Source organism: Vibrio sp. 10N, assembly GCF_036245475.1.
Lineage (GTDB): Bacteria > Pseudomonadota > Gammaproteobacteria > Enterobacterales > Vibrionaceae > Vibrio.
Map to the genome: position 1 here is coordinate 838338 of NZ_BTPM01000001.1, position 14762 is coordinate 853099.

General features: G+C 47.5%; 18 protein-coding genes and 1 tRNA gene. 9 read left to right on the top strand and 10 right to left on the bottom strand.

Annotation, left to right across the window (positions count from 1 at the left end; all coding sequences use genetic code 11):
• Positions 1-58: 58 nt before the first annotated feature.
• Complete coding sequence (gene rnd, locus AAA946_RS03990) at positions 59-1180, top strand: ribonuclease D (protein WP_338163720.1); 1122 nt, start codon at positions 59-61, stop codon at positions 1178-1180.
• Between the two features lie 61 nt (positions 1181-1241).
• On the opposite strand, the gene minE is transcribed toward rnd, so the two are convergent.
• The 3 genes from minE to minC are packed head-to-tail and all read right to left on the bottom strand — an operon-like array spanning position 1242 to position 3004.
• Positions 1242-1505: a cell division topological specificity factor MinE gene (gene minE, locus AAA946_RS03995; RefSeq protein ID WP_042476441.1), complete on the bottom strand. Its 264-nt coding sequence runs from the start codon at positions 1503-1505 to the stop codon at positions 1242-1244.
• A gap of 3 nt (positions 1506-1508) precedes the next feature.
• Entirely contained in the window at positions 1509-2321 is an 813-nt protein-coding gene (gene minD, locus AAA946_RS04000; RefSeq protein ID WP_338163721.1) for a septum site-determining protein MinD, read from the bottom strand.
• Positions 2322-2341: 20 nt separating this feature from the next.
• Complete coding sequence (gene minC, locus AAA946_RS04005) at positions 2342-3004, bottom strand: septum site-determining protein MinC (protein WP_338163722.1); 663 nt, start codon at positions 3002-3004, stop codon at positions 2342-2344.
• Positions 3005-3219: 215 nt separating this feature from the next.
• Between minC and AAA946_RS04010 the strand changes: the two genes are divergently transcribed.
• Together AAA946_RS04010 and AAA946_RS04015 are read left to right on the top strand one after the other, a co-directional pair.
• Positions 3220-3495, top strand: coding sequence for a YcgL domain-containing protein (locus AAA946_RS04010; RefSeq protein ID WP_338163723.1), 276 nt, complete (start codon positions 3220-3222; stop codon positions 3493-3495).
• Between the two features lie 24 nt (positions 3496-3519).
• Positions 3520-4497: a lytic murein transglycosylase gene (locus tag AAA946_RS04015; protein ID WP_338163724.1), complete on the top strand. Its 978-nt coding sequence runs from the start codon at positions 3520-3522 to the stop codon at positions 4495-4497.
• 85 nt (positions 4498-4582) lie between these two features.
• On the opposite strand, the gene AAA946_RS04020 is transcribed toward AAA946_RS04015, so the two are convergent.
• Both AAA946_RS04020 and folD read right to left on the bottom strand, forming a co-directional pair.
• A complete protein-coding gene (locus AAA946_RS04020; protein WP_112461249.1) occupies positions 4583-4834 on the bottom strand; it encodes an HPr family phosphocarrier protein in 252 nt (83 codons plus the stop codon).
• A 216-nt stretch (positions 4835-5050) separates the two neighbouring features.
• Positions 5051-5914 (bottom strand): bifunctional methylenetetrahydrofolate dehydrogenase/methenyltetrahydrofolate cyclohydrolase FolD, encoded by an 864-nt coding sequence (folD, locus tag AAA946_RS04025; RefSeq protein WP_042501001.1) that lies wholly within the window; start codon positions 5912-5914, stop codon positions 5051-5053.
• A 205-nt stretch (positions 5915-6119) separates the two neighbouring features.
• On the opposite strand from folD, the gene AAA946_RS04030 reads away from it, so the two are divergent.
• Together AAA946_RS04030 and AAA946_RS04035 are read left to right on the top strand one after the other, a co-directional pair.
• Positions 6120-6196 (top strand) — tRNA-Arg (locus tag AAA946_RS04030).
• Between the two features lie 102 nt (positions 6197-6298).
• Positions 6299-7495 carry a DEAD/DEAH box helicase gene (locus tag AAA946_RS04035; protein WP_338163725.1) on the top strand — a complete coding sequence of 399 codons (1197 nt, stop codon included), beginning with the start codon at positions 6299-6301 and terminating at the stop codon, positions 7493-7495.
• A gap of 33 nt (positions 7496-7528) precedes the next feature.
• Here AAA946_RS04035 and AAA946_RS04040 read toward each other — a convergent pair whose 3' ends face one another.
• From AAA946_RS04040 to AAA946_RS04060, 5 genes are all read right to left on the bottom strand, one after another.
• Complete coding sequence (locus AAA946_RS04040) at positions 7529-7981, bottom strand: NfeD family protein (RefSeq protein ID WP_338163726.1); 453 nt, start codon at positions 7979-7981, stop codon at positions 7529-7531.
• The gene (locus AAA946_RS04045; protein WP_338163727.1) at positions 7978-8913 is read right to left on the bottom strand and encodes an SPFH domain-containing protein; all 936 of its coding nucleotides are present in this window, start codon (positions 8911-8913) and stop codon (positions 7978-7980) included. The genes AAA946_RS04040 and AAA946_RS04045 overlap by 4 nt, the downstream gene beginning before the upstream one ends.
• Before the next feature lie 204 nt (positions 8914-9117).
• Positions 9118-9972, bottom strand: a complete 855-nt coding sequence (locus tag AAA946_RS04050) for a co-chaperone YbbN (RefSeq protein ID WP_338163728.1) — start codon at positions 9970-9972, stop codon at positions 9118-9120.
• 370 nt (positions 9973-10342) lie between these two features.
• Complete coding sequence (locus tag AAA946_RS04055) at positions 10343-11170, bottom strand: SDR family oxidoreductase (RefSeq protein ID WP_338163729.1); 828 nt, start codon at positions 11168-11170, stop codon at positions 10343-10345.
• Between the two features lie 65 nt (positions 11171-11235).
• The gene (locus AAA946_RS04060; RefSeq protein WP_338163730.1) at positions 11236-12150 is read right to left on the bottom strand and encodes a TIGR01777 family oxidoreductase; all 915 of its coding nucleotides are present in this window, start codon (positions 12148-12150) and stop codon (positions 11236-11238) included.
• 296 nt (positions 12151-12446) lie between these two features.
• Between AAA946_RS04060 and AAA946_RS04065 the strand changes: the two genes are divergently transcribed.
• From AAA946_RS04065 to AAA946_RS04080, 4 genes are read left to right on the top strand one after another with little or no spacing between them, the layout of a single operon-like run.
• Entirely contained in the window at positions 12447-13181 is a 735-nt protein-coding gene (locus tag AAA946_RS04065; protein ID WP_338163731.1) for a DUF1538 domain-containing protein, read from the top strand.
• Positions 13178-14020: a DUF1538 domain-containing protein gene (locus AAA946_RS04070; RefSeq protein WP_338163732.1), complete on the top strand. Its 843-nt coding sequence runs from the start codon at positions 13178-13180 to the stop codon at positions 14018-14020. Before AAA946_RS04065 ends, AAA946_RS04070 begins: the two co-directional genes overlap by 4 nt.
• Complete coding sequence (locus AAA946_RS04075; protein ID WP_338163733.1) at positions 14010-14360, top strand: P-II family nitrogen regulator; 351 nt, start codon at positions 14010-14012, stop codon at positions 14358-14360. The genes AAA946_RS04070 and AAA946_RS04075 overlap by 11 nt, the downstream gene beginning before the upstream one ends.
• Positions 14357-14761, top strand: a complete 405-nt coding sequence (locus tag AAA946_RS04080) for a CBS domain-containing protein (protein ID WP_338163734.1) — start codon at positions 14357-14359, stop codon at positions 14759-14761. Before AAA946_RS04075 ends, AAA946_RS04080 begins: the two co-directional genes overlap by 4 nt.
• Position 14762: the final 1 nt, after the last annotated feature.

Sequence of the window (14762 nt, forward strand, 5' to 3'; positions counted from 1 at the left end):
ACAATCAGTGCTAAAATGCCAGCCCGCAAAGCTGGCATTTTTTATGAAGAGAGATTGAGTGGAATACCAAATAGTAACAGAGTTTGCCGAGCTAGAGTCGGTATGCAGCAAGGCTCGTGAATCTGATGTCGTGATGTTGGACACTGAGTTTGTGCGCATTCGTACTTATTATCCTAAGCTGGGTTTGATTCAGCTTTATGATGGTGAACAGCTGTCTCTTATCGACCCACTCACAATCAGTGACTTCACTCCGTTCATTGAGCTTCTTAAAGACACATCAGTATTGAAGGTGCTGCACGCTTGTGGTGAAGACCTAGAAGTGTTTGCTAACAGCTTCAAGTGCATGCCTTACCCTATGGTGGATACGCAGATCATGGCAGCATTCTTGGGGCATGGCCTGTCGACAGGCTTCGCTGCCTTAGTGCAAGAGTATCTTGATGTTGAGCTTGATAAGAGTGAGTCTCGCGCCGACTGGGTTGCGCGTCCACTGACGGATAAGCAGCTCGACTACGCGGCAGCCGATGTTTACTACCTATGGCCGCTTTACTTTAAGCTGTTTGCAAAAGTGGAAGCCAAAGAGTGGTGGGAAGCGGCGCAGCAAGAATCTGATCTGTTGATGCAAAAGCGCGGACGAACGCCTAATCCTGAGAATGCCTACCTAGATATCAAAGGAGCTTGGCAGCTTAAACGCAAGCAGCTAGCGGTACTAAAGCCTCTGGCAACTTGGCGTTTTAATGAAGCGCTCAAACGCGATTTAGCGTTGAACTTTATCATCAAAGAGCAAGAGCTGTGGACGGTTGCGCGATATGGTTTGAAAAAGCCAAAGCAGATGGAACAAGAGGGCATCGACCCAAGAGCGATTCGCCGTCACGGTGAGCGTATTGCAGCTATCGTCAAACGTGCTCAAGAAACACCGGAAGAAGATTATCCAGAGAAAATCGAACGTCTGATGGATTTTCCTGGCTACAAACAAGTCTTTAAAACGCTCAAAGACGAAGTGAAAAAGGCTGCCCAGCATAGCGGTTTAGCAACTGAGTTTTTAGCGTCTAAAAAGCAGCTAAACCAGTACCTATCTTGGGTTTGGAAGCATCAACGTGACCCAGCTAAGTTACCAGATGTGATGCAAGGCTGGCGCTTGGAATTATTTGGTCGTCAGCTCGACAAGGTTATGGATGTGTAACATCTACAGCCAATAAAGCGCTAAACAACAAAAAGGCTCGCAATCGCGAGCCTTTTCTCATCTATTTTTCGTCTTCTGGAAGCTGCACGTTGAGTTCGAGAACCGAAATGTCATCGTCTTTGTGTTCGAACGATAGATCGACCATAGATGGGTCAACGTCGACGTATTTAGCGATCACTTTAAGGATATCTTCCTTTAATTGCGGTAAGTAAGACGGAGAAGGCGAGCCTTCACTGCGTCTCTCTGCAACGATGATTTGCAAACGTTCTTTCGCTAGGTTTGCTGAGGTCTTCTTCTGTGGGCGGAAAAACTCAAGTAAAGACATAGCTTACCCCCCGAATAGACGTTTGAAGATACCTTTCTTCTGCTCTGTTAAGAAGCGGAAGTCGACTTGTTCACCGAGTAGACGATCAACAGTATCTGCATACGCCATACCCGCATCAGACTCATCATCAAAAATAACTGGTACGCCTTTGTTTGAGGCATTCAGTACTGCTTGGCTCTCTGGAATGACACCCAGCAGTGAAATGTGCAGGATCTCTTCCACGTCTTCAACCGACAGCATTTCACCTTGAGTAACGCGAGCTGGGTTGTAGCGAGTGAGCAATAAGTGCTGCTTAACAGGCTCTTTGCCTTCTTCTGCACGGCGAGACTTAGAGTCAAGAATGCCAAGAATACGGTCTGAATCGCGAACCGATGACACTTCTGGGTTAGTCGTGACAATCGCTTCGTCAGCGAAGTAAAGCGCCATTAACGCGCCTTGCTCAATGCCAGCTGGTGAATCACAAATCACGAAGTCGAAACCCATTTCATCAAGGTCGTCGAGCACGCGGCGCACACCGTCTTTAGTCAGTGCATCTTTGTCGCGAGTTTGTGAGGCAGGCAGAATGAATAGGTTGTCGGTGCGTTTATCTTTAATCAGTGCTTGGTTAAGCGTTGCTTCGCCATTGATGACATTAACAAAGTCATAGACCACTCGGCGCTCACAACCCATGATAAGGTCAAGGTTACGTAAGCCGATATCAAAGTCGATCACAGCGGTTTTTTTGCCTTTTAGCGCAAGACCCGACGCGATAGCCGCGCTAGAAGTCGTCTTACCTACGCCGCCTTTACCCGACGTTACCACAATAATGCGTGCCATTTATTGTTTTCCTTAAAATTCTAAATCGTGAGGATCTCGAATACGAGTTGGTCGTCGGTCATGCCGAACAGTACCTTTTTACCCCAATATTCACGTTCAATCTGATCGCTGAGCCAGTAGTTCCCTGCTATGGAGACTAGTTCAGCTTGTAAGTCGTTGCAGAGAATTTTTGCATCGCGTGAGCCACTGGCTCCGGCGATGGCTCTTCCACGCAATTTGCCATGGATGTGAATGGTGCCGTCGGCAATGACTTCGGCGCCCGCACTCACATGGCTTAATATGACAAGATCACTGTTTTTGGCATAGATCTGCTGACCGGAGCGCACTGGAGTGCGAACGATTTTAGTCGGTTCCATTTTGGCAGGCGCTTGAGCGGGCGCTTTACTCGCCGTCATTACCGCAAAACCGGCTTCTGAGGCAAGGTTTTGAATACGTTTATCCTGACAGCCCGTAATGCCCACTGCAATCATGCCTATCTCTTCAATACCAAGTTTTAAGTCGATAAAGTTGAGGTCGCCCTCTACTTGGCTGACGTTGATCACCACAGGTGCTGAGGCGAAAAAGGTCGGTGCTTGAGAGACTTTTTGTTGTAAAAATTGAACTGCTTTGGAAACATCGTTGTCAGAAAGATGCAACACCGATAAGGTGAAGCTACTGCCTTTCAGATCTGGGGATTGAGACATTAATGATCAAATCCTTGTGCCAATGACATTGCTTTTGATTAGGTTTGCCAATGTAACCGTATCTAGAGGTTACTTGGGAATAATCATGTTATATTTCAACACTAGATACAGCAAGCTATCTTGCTCTTAAATGGATAATTAACTCTCAATTTTCCATAAACTAACTTAATTATTTCTTCGACTTGAGAAGATAGGCAACCACAAGAGATACAACCATGCTTTGTTCAATTTATAAAAGCACTAAAAAAGACGGGGCATACCTGTACATTGCTAAGAAAGACGACTTTACTCCAGTACCAGACGCTCTAATGGAGATGTTTGGCCGACCGCAGTTTGTCATGGTCGTCAATCTCGCTGGCCGTAAGTTGGCCTTGGTAGACGTTGATAAAGTGAAAGCGTCGATTAGCGAGGAGGGCTTTTTCTTACAACTGCCACCACCGCCAGAAAACTTACTCGATAAATATAAAGAGCAAAAAGCTCAACAGAAGTAATCCGAATGCTCAGGGGAGGGCACGGTGAAAACGATATTGTCAGTGATGCTAGGAGCTAGCCTAGCCACAAGCGCGTTCGCGCAACAAAAGGAATCCTTTGAGGAGTATGTTGCAGGCCTCAAGCAAGAAGCACGTGCCAAAGGGATTTCCGAGCAAATTTTAACAGACGCCTTTGCCGGGGTTGAATACAAGCCTAGAGCGGTGAAAGCCGATCGCAATCAGCCCGAGAAAAAGCTCACCTTGGATGAATACATTCCAAGAGCGGTGCCAGACTGGAAAGTTAAACAGGCAAAAGAGCTGCACGATAAACATTACGCTGAACTGAAACGTATCGGTGATGAGTACGGCGTCCAGCCGCGCTTTATTGTGGCGCTTTGGGGTGTGGAAAGTAACTTTGGCCGCTTCACGGGGAATTACCGCGTCATCGATGCGCTGTCGACCATGGCTTACGAAGGGCGACGCGAAGCTTTCTTCCGCAGTGAAGCGCTTGCCGCTCTGACTATTCTAGAGCAGGGCCATATTGCACCAGAAAACATGAAAGGGTCTTGGGCTGGGGCAATGGGGCAAAGCCAGTTTATGCCAAGCTCTTTCTTAAACTTTGCTGCCGATGGCAATGGCGATGGTAAGAAAGATATTTGGGATACGGAAGCCGATGTGTTTGCTTCTACCGCGAACTATCTAGCGCAATCAGGTTGGGATGACAAATACACCTGGGGTCGCCAAGTCAAAGTACCAAAAGGGTTTTCACCGGAACTGCAAGGTCGTGAGTCTGAAAAAGGCAAACTACTGCAAGAGTGGAGCAAGTTAGGCGTAACTAAATACGATGGTCGCCCATTGCCGCAGTTGGATGAAGACATTAAAGCGTGGCTTATCATGCCCGACGATGAAAATGGTCGTGTTTACTTGGTATACAACAATTACAACGTGTTGATGAAGTGGAACCGTTCGTACTATTTTGCTTTAGCGGTGAGTCATTTGGCGGACCGTATTGCGATGAAGTAGTCGTGGCCGAGGCGCAATGCCGACACAGTAAATAGAAAAGGGCTCAACGTACTCAGGCCGCGTACGTTGAGCCCTTTTATTATCGTTAGCCAGTCACTTTCTCTAAGAAACTCGCCAGCTCATCCACTGCCTGTTTATTGGCAGATTGAACCGTGACTTCTGTGCCTTTCACCAACTGCAGTGTTTGCAGCTTAAACAAGTTTTTGGCGGTGGCGGTTTTCCCTTTTGATACAATCTCGACATCTTCAGCATACTGTTTAGCTTGTTTTACAAACTGTGCTGCTGGTCTGGTGTGTAGGCCACTTTCCGCTGTAATTACGGCATTTTTCTTATACATAGCGTTGTCCCCTCATTAGTCGACGAATATTTCTGACTCTGTTTGTACCTAACGTGAGGGACGAATACTGTGACAAAGCGGCAAAGTTACTAATACAAGGACAAAGAGTAGGGAAAAATGAGAGGGAGTTAACGTTATCTGACTGATTTTTAGAGGGAAATGTCGTGCGACAAGCGGTAATGAAAGTAAGGGAGCGAGCTCCCTTACTGGAGCGGATTACTTTTTAGCAGTGTGGAACTGCTCACAGGCAATCATGGTGTTCTCAATCAGGCTTGCGACTGTCATAGGGCCCACACCGCCAGGAACCGGGGTGATGAAACTCGCGTTATCTTTAGCCACATCGTATTCGACATCACCAACCAGAGTACCATTCTCTAAACGGTTGATGCCCACATCGACCACAACCGCACCTTTCTTAATCCAGTGGCCTGGCACAAAGTTTGGCTTACCAACAGCGACCACTACCACGTCTGCTTGACGCACATGGCTCTCTAAGTCTTTAGTGAATCGGTGACAGGTTGTCGTTGTGCAACCAGCCAGCAACAGCTCTAGCGTCATTGGGCGACCAACAATATTAGATGCACCCACAATCACCGCGTGCTTACCACGAAGTTGAATGTTGTAACGGTCAAGGAGAGTGATAATGCCTTTCGGCGTGCACGAGCGTAACTTAGGAATGCGCTGCGCTAGACGGCCTACATTGTATGGGTGGAAGCCATCGACATCTTTTTCTGGGATGATGCGCTCAAGAACGTGAGTCGTATCGATACCCGCTGGAAGCGGCAATTGCACCAAGATACCGTCGACCTCTGGGTCATTGTTCAGCTCATCAACTAGGCTTAATAGCTCTTCTTCGGTTGCGCTCGCTGGCAAGTCGTAAGACTTAGAAACAAAGCCTACCTCTTCACACGCGCGACGTTTGCTACCCACATAAACCTGCGAGGCTGGGTCTTCACCCACTAAAACAACTGCTAACCCCGGCGCTCGAAGTCCTGCGTCCGTTCTCGCTTTAACACGAGCGGCCACTTCTGAGCGTACAGTTTGAGAAATGAGTTTCCCATCAATGTTTTGAGCAGACATAATTTTCCTTGAGAAAGTTAATTGACTGTTATTTTTGTGTGCATTGTCCCAGAAAACTATTTCAAAAGCTACAACGCAAACGTTTGCATTGGTGTGTTTTTCGTCTTTTGATGATGTGTTGACTTTTTTTTGGGCGTTTAAACCACTCAAAGTAATAAAGCCATTGATTTACCTCTCCTAACTCGTATAATCCTTTCCCTATAGCGCGCCCTTAGCTCAGCTGGATAGAGCACGTCCCTTCTAAGGATGTGGTCGTAGGTTCGAATCCTACAGGGCGTGCCATTATTTTAAGACCCCTGATAGCTCTATGAGTTGTCAGGGGTTTTTCGTTTTAATTCTTATGATCTGCTACACTTTTTGCAATTAATCGTCTGAGAACTCGTGATGTCTTTTTCTAACCTCGGCTTAAGCCAACCTATATTGGATGCAGTAGCGTCGCTTGGCTATCAAAAGCCAACCACGATTCAAACCAAAGCAATTCCGATTGTCCTAAAAGGTGAAAACCTGATTGCAGCGGCACAAACGGGTACCGGTAAAACGGCGAGTTTTGTGCTGCCTATTCTAGAGAAGCTAAGCCAAAGCGAAACCCAGCGTAAGAAGCGTGCGCGTGCGATCATCTTAACGCCGACTCGTGAACTGGCACTGCAGGTAAACCAAAGCATTGAAGCCTACGCGCAGCATCTGCCTTTAAAGTCGATGGCGATGTTTGGTGGTGTGGATTACGCACCGCAAAAACAAGCGCTGATTGATGGCGTTGATATTGTCGTTGCCACTCCTGGCCGCTTGATTGATTTGTACGGTCAGCGCGCGATTCATTTTGATGAGCTCGAAGTACTGGTGTTAGATGAAGCCGATAAGATGCTTGATATGGGCTTTATCGATGCCATCAACAAAATCATTGCTCGCGTACCAGAAGATGCGCAAAACCTCCTTTTCTCAGCAACGCTGTCTAACCCAGTTCGAGAGTTAGCAAAATCGGCAATCCGCGATCCTGAAGAGATCTCGATTACCAAACACAGTGCTTCAAAGAGCAACATCAAGCAGTGGATTGTCACGGTCGATAAAGACATGAAATCGTCGCTGCTCAGCCACATGCTGCAAACCAATGATTGGAAACAAGCGCTGATTTTTATTGAGACTAAACATGGCGCTGCCAAACTGGTGAGCCAGCTTGAAAAGCGCGGCATCGCAGCTGAAGCGTTCCACAGTGGCCGTAACCAGAAGATTCGTCAGCAATTGATTGAGTCGTTTAAAGCTGGCGAAATCCAGTACCTAGTCGCAACGGGCGTTGCCGCGCGTGGTATTGATATTGAAAATCTCCCTGTGGTTATCAACTATGACTTACCATTCCCAGCGGATGAATACGTGCATCGCATTGGTCGTACCGGTCGCGCTGAAGCGGCAGGTGAGGCTGTATCGCTGGTCTCTAAAGATAATTTCAAGAACCTGTGCATGATTGAGAGTCGTTTAGGCCATTTGCTAGATCGAGTGGAGATTGAAGGGTTTACACCCAGAAAACCGGTGCCTATCTCGATTCTGAACTACGTGCCAAAGCATAAACGCGAAGCGCAAGATAAATAAAAAAATGCCCCTGATTTGTGTCAGGGGCATTTTTTATTCGGCTTTTTCAATGAGTAGGGTTATCCCATCTACGTCGATGACTTTGACTAACGTACCGGAAGGCAACGGTTGGTCGCTGTAAGCCGACCAAGATGTATCCCCCAATCTGATGCGACATTTACCGCGATTGATGTCTTCTTCAAGTACCGCAGTTTGTCCAAGTAGTTGTTTGTCTTTTTGGTTGAGGTCACGCTGCTGATCGGAATGTTTGTCGACCTTGTGTTGTTTACGCCACCAAAGCCAAGTAAGCGCGAGAGAGAACACACCAAAGCTAACCCACTGAAGCTGCCAACTGATGGGCACAAATGCCAATACAATGCCAACCAGCATCGCTGAGATGCCAAGCCACAACATATACCCAGCCGTGCCAAGCAGCTCACCACAAAGCAGAAGTAAACCTAGGGCTAACCAGTGCCAATAGTTAACTTGGCTGAGTAATTCAATCACGCTTTATCCTCATTGTTGCTTGCTTTCGATTGGTTGAACATTTCCGCGATACCAGCGACAGAGCCCATTAGGCCTGTTGCCTCAAGTGGTAGCATGATGATCTTACCGTTTTCCGCTTGGCCAATAGATTTCAGTGCATCGGTATAGCCTTGAGCAACGAAGTAGTTAACGGCCTGCATATCACCTTGAGCGATTGCGTTGGAAACCATCTCGGTTGCTTTCGCTTCTGCTTCTGCGGCACGTTCACGGGCTTCTGCTTGAAGTATAGCAGCCTGCTTATCACCTTCGGCTTTGAGGATTTCTGCTTGTTTTTGACCTTCTGCACGTAGGATCTCGGCTTGACGTACCCCTTCGGCTTCTAGAATTTCAGCACGTTTATTACGTTCGGCTTTCATTTGTGCATTCATTGCGGCGGTAAGATCGGCTGGTGGTTGAACGTCACGGATTTCGATACGGGTGACCTTCACGCCCCAAGGGTTGGTGGCTTCATCAACGATAGAAAGCAGTTTGGTATTGATGGAGTCACGTTGGCTGAGCATTTCATCGAGCTCCATAGAGCCCAATACGGTACGCATGTTGGTCAGTGTTAGGTTGCGAATGGCATGCTCTAGGTCATTCACTTCATACGCGGCTTTTGGCGCATCCACGACCTGAACAAAACAGACAGCATCGATCACGACATTAGCGTTATCACGAGAGATCACTTCTTGCGGTGGAATATCCAGCACGCGCTCCATCATGTTAACTTTATTGCCAACACTATCAATGAAGGGAATGATAAGGTTTAAACCCGGTTTGAGCGTGTGTGTATAGCGTCCGAATCGCTCTACCGTCCAGTTGTTACCTTGAGGCACCGTTTTGACCCCAGCGACAATAAAGACAACGGCAACGAGGATAAACCCACCAATAGTGATCATTGCATCAATAGCCATGACAATTTTCCTGTATTAAAAATGTACGTTTGTTCAACAGTATACAGTTTAGTTGAGACATTTATGTGTAATGAAGTGTATTTTTGCGATTGGTAATTATTACTTGTATCAGTAGGTTATACGAAAAGTGAACGGGTGTTGGTCACACCAATATGAGAAAAGGGACACAAAGGTCCCTTTTCTGAATAGCGAGATATGGTGCGACTAGTACAGTAAAGAATACAACTGGCGGCGGTATTTCGCAGCAATAGGGTTGCCTTGACCGAGTGCCGACAAGATGTCCATAAATGACTTTTTCAGATCGCCTTCAAGTGCATTTAGGTCGCGACTTAGTGGTGCCCACATCAGCTCAAGTGCCTCTTCATCACGGTTTACTTGGTGATATTGAAGCGCCAGTTCTGCCACGAGCTTAAGGTCGTCTGGGGTGGCTTGCAGCGCGGCTTCTAGCGATTGAATTTCTGGGCTGTCCGCGGCTTGCTTATGTAGCTCGAGTTTCGCAATCAAACTCTTATAGAAGTTATCTTTGTACTCCATAGGAATGGTATCGAGCACCGCTTCAGCCACATCAAACTGGTTGGTTTCCAGTAGACACTGCGCTAGAGCGAGTTTGATTTCGCCTTTCTGTTTGTACTCATCTGAAAGGCTGTTGAGAATCTCAATCGCGGCTTCGTACTCACCTTGCTGAGATAGCTCAAGCGCTTTGCGTGCGTTTAGCTCATCTTCACTTGGTAGGTGCTTCGCCAGCATGGCTTTCACCGCTTCGATAGGCTGAGGACCGCCTAAGCCGTCAACAGGCTGACCATTTACAAATAGTGCGATGGTTGGTAACGCTTGTACGCCAAATTGGCCCGCGATGGCTTGCTGCTCTTCACAGTTGAGCAGGGCTAGGGAGAAGGCTCCGGCGTATTGCTCGGTAAGCGCTCTTAGTGCAGGGATGATTTGCGCGCTTTCTTCACTCATTGGTGCCCAAAAATGGATTAGCACAGGCGCGGTCATTGAGCCTTCTAATACTTGGCGAAAGTTTTGTTCGTTTAACTCCACAATGGTCGCAGGTTGCATTGAGTGTTCCTTGTAGGTGATGTCTATCGTTCTTAGTTCAAGATTGGTATCAATGACCGAAAATTCAAGGCTATGCGCAGAGAAATGGGAAGATTAGATGCCAAAACGCCGCGTCGTAAACGCGGCGTTAATGGATTCCAGAACGGCAGCAAGCAAAGGTGTCTAGAACATTACGAAGTAAGCTAGTGTAACCCCCACAGCTAACCAGTTAAGCTGATTTAGCGTCATTTTCGTTGTAATCCACGTGAATGCTGTGAGTTAGATATTGCTATGGCATCTATTTACCTAAGGTATTGATGCGCATTGTGGTTTCACCACGGTGGTTAATATAACGTTTAATTGTGACACTAAAATTACAACTGATCGTTTTTTATGCAGCCTTTCGCAGAATAGGATCTAACCACTTGCTAGGTAGTATCCGTTTTAGTACGGCGAACACTTTGGTCGGTGTGGTGACACGATAGCGAAGTTTCGGCGAGCTGGACTCCAGTGCATGCAGTAGAGGTGGCACACAAGATTCCGGTGGTAATACGAACTGATTACCCGACGCATCTGCCGATAAACGATTGAGCTGCTGCTCGTATTGCGCTCGGTATGGGCTAGATTCGACGTTAATCCATTGTAGGAATGCTCGCTTTGCATTGGTTCTGAATTGGGTTTCAATCGGACCTGGTTCAATGAGTGAAACGTGAATGCCTGTTTGATGCAGCTCTAGGCGAAGGGTATCGGTCCACCCTTCGAGCGCAAACTTAGAGGCGTTGTAAGCGCCGCGATACTTCATTGCGGCGAATCCAAGCACTGAGCTGTTTTGGATAATTCGCCCTTCGCCTTGTTTACGCATAATGGGAACAATTTGCTTGGTGAGCTCATGCCAGCCAAAGACATTGGTTTCAAACTGAGTACGCAGAGCCTCGGTAGGCAAGTCTTCAAGTGCTCCTGGTTGCCCGTAAGCACCGTTGTTGAATAGACCGTAAAGCTTGCCTTCGGTGAGTGCGAGCGTCTTCTGGACGCCGAGAGTGATGCTTTTAGGGTCAGCAAGATCGAGTTGTATGCAGGTTAAGCCCTCTTGCTGAAGTCGCGTCACATCCGCTTGCTGGCGGCATGAAGCGATGACTTGGTATCCTTGCTTTTGAAGCGCGTGAGCGGCGATATAACCGATACCACTAGAACACCCGGTGATGAGTACTGACTTTACCATTGCTAACTTAACCCTATGATCTGTTTTTAGCTACCTTACCGACACATCATAGGAAGTAGCAAGCATTACCGTGTATTACTGATGATGTTTTTTAACGCGGTATCGATATGGGGGAAAGAGAAGTTAAAGCCCATTTCGGTGAGCTTCTTAGGTTTTGCTCGAACGCTATCAAACAGCAAGCATGAGGACTCGCCCATTGCGAGCTTTAACGCCCATTTTGGCGTCATGAGAAAGTGCGGTCTTCCCAGTGTATAAGCAAGGGTCTTACTAAAAGTGGCATTGGAGACTGCATGAGGTGCGCATAAGTTGTAAGGGCCGACGGCATGATCGGTTTCAAGTAAAAATACGATGCCGCGTACCATATCAAGAAGGTGGATCCATGGCATGTATTGCGAGCCATCGCCTATGGGGCCGCCAACGCCAAGTTTATAGGGCAACATCATTTTAGCGAGGGCGCCGCCACCTTCACCGAGTACCACGCCTGTTCTTAAAATACAGACGCGAGTGTGGTCTGACTGGGCGCGCATTGCAATCTCTTCCCAGCGGTCACAAACGGTATGCGCGAAGTTATCTTGATGTACTTTTAGACTCTCATCAAAAGGGTGATCTTGCTGATCGCCATAGTAACCCACCGCTGAGCCACTGATAAAAGTGGCGGGTGGCTCAGTACTTGCGTGAATCAATTCGACAATTTTTTTTGTGACATTCCAACGGCTATCGCAGATACGCTTTTTTTGCTCATTGCTCCAACGTTTATCCGCAATAGGCTCCCCTGCTAAGTTGATGACCGCATCAAACTCATTGAGGTCGTCGTAGGCGTCGAGAGTGTCGATATAGTGAATATTGCCAAGATCGGTATGGTTGAGAATACGTTTAGCTGTGGAGATGTCGCGAGTGAGCAGCGTCACGCTGTGTGTCGTGAGGTGCTTGAGTAATTCACGTCCTATAAAGCCGGTCCCGCCGGTTAATAACAGCTTCATTGTATCTCCTCTATGGGTAGCGGCCTGCTACCTACGGTACGCCTCGTGTCGGGCATTTGGGTTTAAATATAGCAACGAATCAGGGAATTAACTAACTGGACGATGCACTGTCGGCCTGCTCAACTGGTCTCTAAATACGCTTTGATGCTACTGGGTTTACGGGTATTGCTACTGGTTTGGTTCACAAAAACTACAGTTCATGGCAGCGACCATCGACAGTGTCATACGTGTCACACTTTCTTACAATTATCTTTGCCATGATTATATTAGTGACGGCTGGATAAGGGAGGTGCGCTATGCAAGGGTTGAAATCACTCCTTGGCGCTATGATAAATAGCTTTAAGGATCTTATGCCCATCGTCCTTGTCGTGTTGTTCTTTCAGCTCGTTGTTCTTCAAGAACCTCTCCCCAATGTTCTCTCTATTCTGTTTGGTTTGCTGCTCGTGGTACTCGGCCTGACTTTCTTTGTATTTGGCCTAGAGATGGGGCTGTTTCCCATTGGTGAAACCATGGCGCAGTCTTTTGCTCGAAAAGGGAGCGTATTTTGGTTAATGGTCTTTTCCTTTTGTCTTGGCTTCGGGACTACTATCGCTGAGCCAGCATTGACTGCAGTGTCAGCGGAGGCGGCTGAAGTGGCAGCTGAAGGCGGCATTATCCCAATGACAGAAGCATCGATGCAAACCTACGCCGATGGACTGCGACTGTCGGTTGCGATTTCCGTGGGACTTGCGATTGTGCTTGGTGTACTACGCATCCTAAAGGGCTGGCCTATTCATTTATTGATCATTGGCGGGTATATCGGAATTGTGGTGCTGACCTGGTTTGCACCAGAATACATTATTGGTGTCGCGTATGACTCAGGCGGGGTAACGACATCGACTATCACTGTCCCTTTAGTGACGGCGCTCGGCGTCGGTCTAGCAAGTACCATTAAAGGTCGTAATCCTATGCTGGATGGCTTTGGTTTGATCGCTTTTGCCTCCTTGCTCCCTATGATGTTTGTGATGATCTACGGGATGGTGATGGTATGAGTTTTCTGTGGGAATTTTTTCACACTTTGCTAATGACCATAAGGGATGTCACACCGATTATGGTGATTATTTTCGGCTTTCAATTTGCCATCTTAAAGAAGCCCATCGCTAACCCGATGAAGGTCATGATCGGCTTTGGCTATGTGATTATCGGCTTGAGCCTGTTTTTAGTTGGGCTGGAGTTGGCGCTGTTTCCGCTTGGTGAGACGATGGCAATGCAGCTCACCGCGCCGGATTTCCTTAATCAAGTTCGTATTACGGTAGGGGATTCACTGGCTTGGGTGGATTACTACTGGGTGTTTTTGTTTGCGTTTTGTATTGGCTTTAGCACCACCATTGCAGAGCCATCGTTACTTGCAGTAGCGATAAAAGCCAACCAAGTTTCTGCGGGGGCGATTTCGGTTAACGGCCTAAGAATTGCGGTTGCGCTCGGGGTGGCGGTAGGGATTTCCTTGGGAAGTTATCGAATTGTGGTGGGTGATCCGATCCATTACTACATCATTGCTGGCTACATATTGGTGGTGATTCAAACCTACTATGCTCCTAAGTTTATTGTGCCCCTTGCCTATGATTCTGGCGGGGTGACCACCTCAACCGTGACCGTGCCTTTGGTGACTGCGTTGGGGCTGGGGCTCGCCTCGACCGTCCCAGGAAGGAACCCAATGATAGATGGCTTTGGTCTTATTGCCTTCGCCAGCCTATTCCCAATTATCTCTGTGATGGCGTATGCCCAACTCACTCAATTCTTAACGGCACGTTCTTCAGCAAACCAAGGTCTTACTGAGGAGCCATCCGACAAACATCATCACACTTCTAAGGAGAAGAACAATGCGCTTTAAACTGATCCTTGCTTTTGTAGAAGACAGCAAGACGGAGCAGGTATTGGACGCTGCACGTGAAGCGGGCGCGACCGGTGCAACGGTGATTAATAATGCCAGAGGCGAGGGCCTCAACAAGAAACAAACTTTTTTCGGGTTGACGTTGGAAGTGCAAAAAGATGTGGTGCTGTTTGTTGTTGAAGAGCATTTGTCTCGGCATATATTGGAGACGATTAGCCAAGTAGGAGAGTTTGACCAAACCTCGGGGCAAGGAATTGCGGTACAAATCGATATAGAAGACGCGGTGGGTGTCGCTCATCAAGTCGAGACACTGACCAAAGTTGTGGAGGACGAACTATGAGTCAACAAAAAAAGGTAAGTGTACGTGATGTCATGGCCAACACGTATGTGATGGTCGATGGTCTAAAAACGGTGCATGATGGAATTGTGCTGGCCAAAGAACATAGAGTGAAAGCGCTGGTGGTTGAAAAGCGCAGCGACGATGATGAGTTTGGTATTGTGCTAATGAATGACATTGCCAAAAAAGTGTTGGCCCGCAACCGCTCACCGCAGCGCACGAATATCTATGAAATCATGACGAAGCCTGCCTTATGTGTCGATCCGAATATGAATGTGAAATATTGTGCGAGACTGTTTGAGCGATTTGGGATCAGTAGAGCACCGGTGATTGAAGAGGGGCGCGTGATTGGTATGGTTAGTTACAATAACATTGTGGTCAACGGCATGCTTGGGATCGATTAGC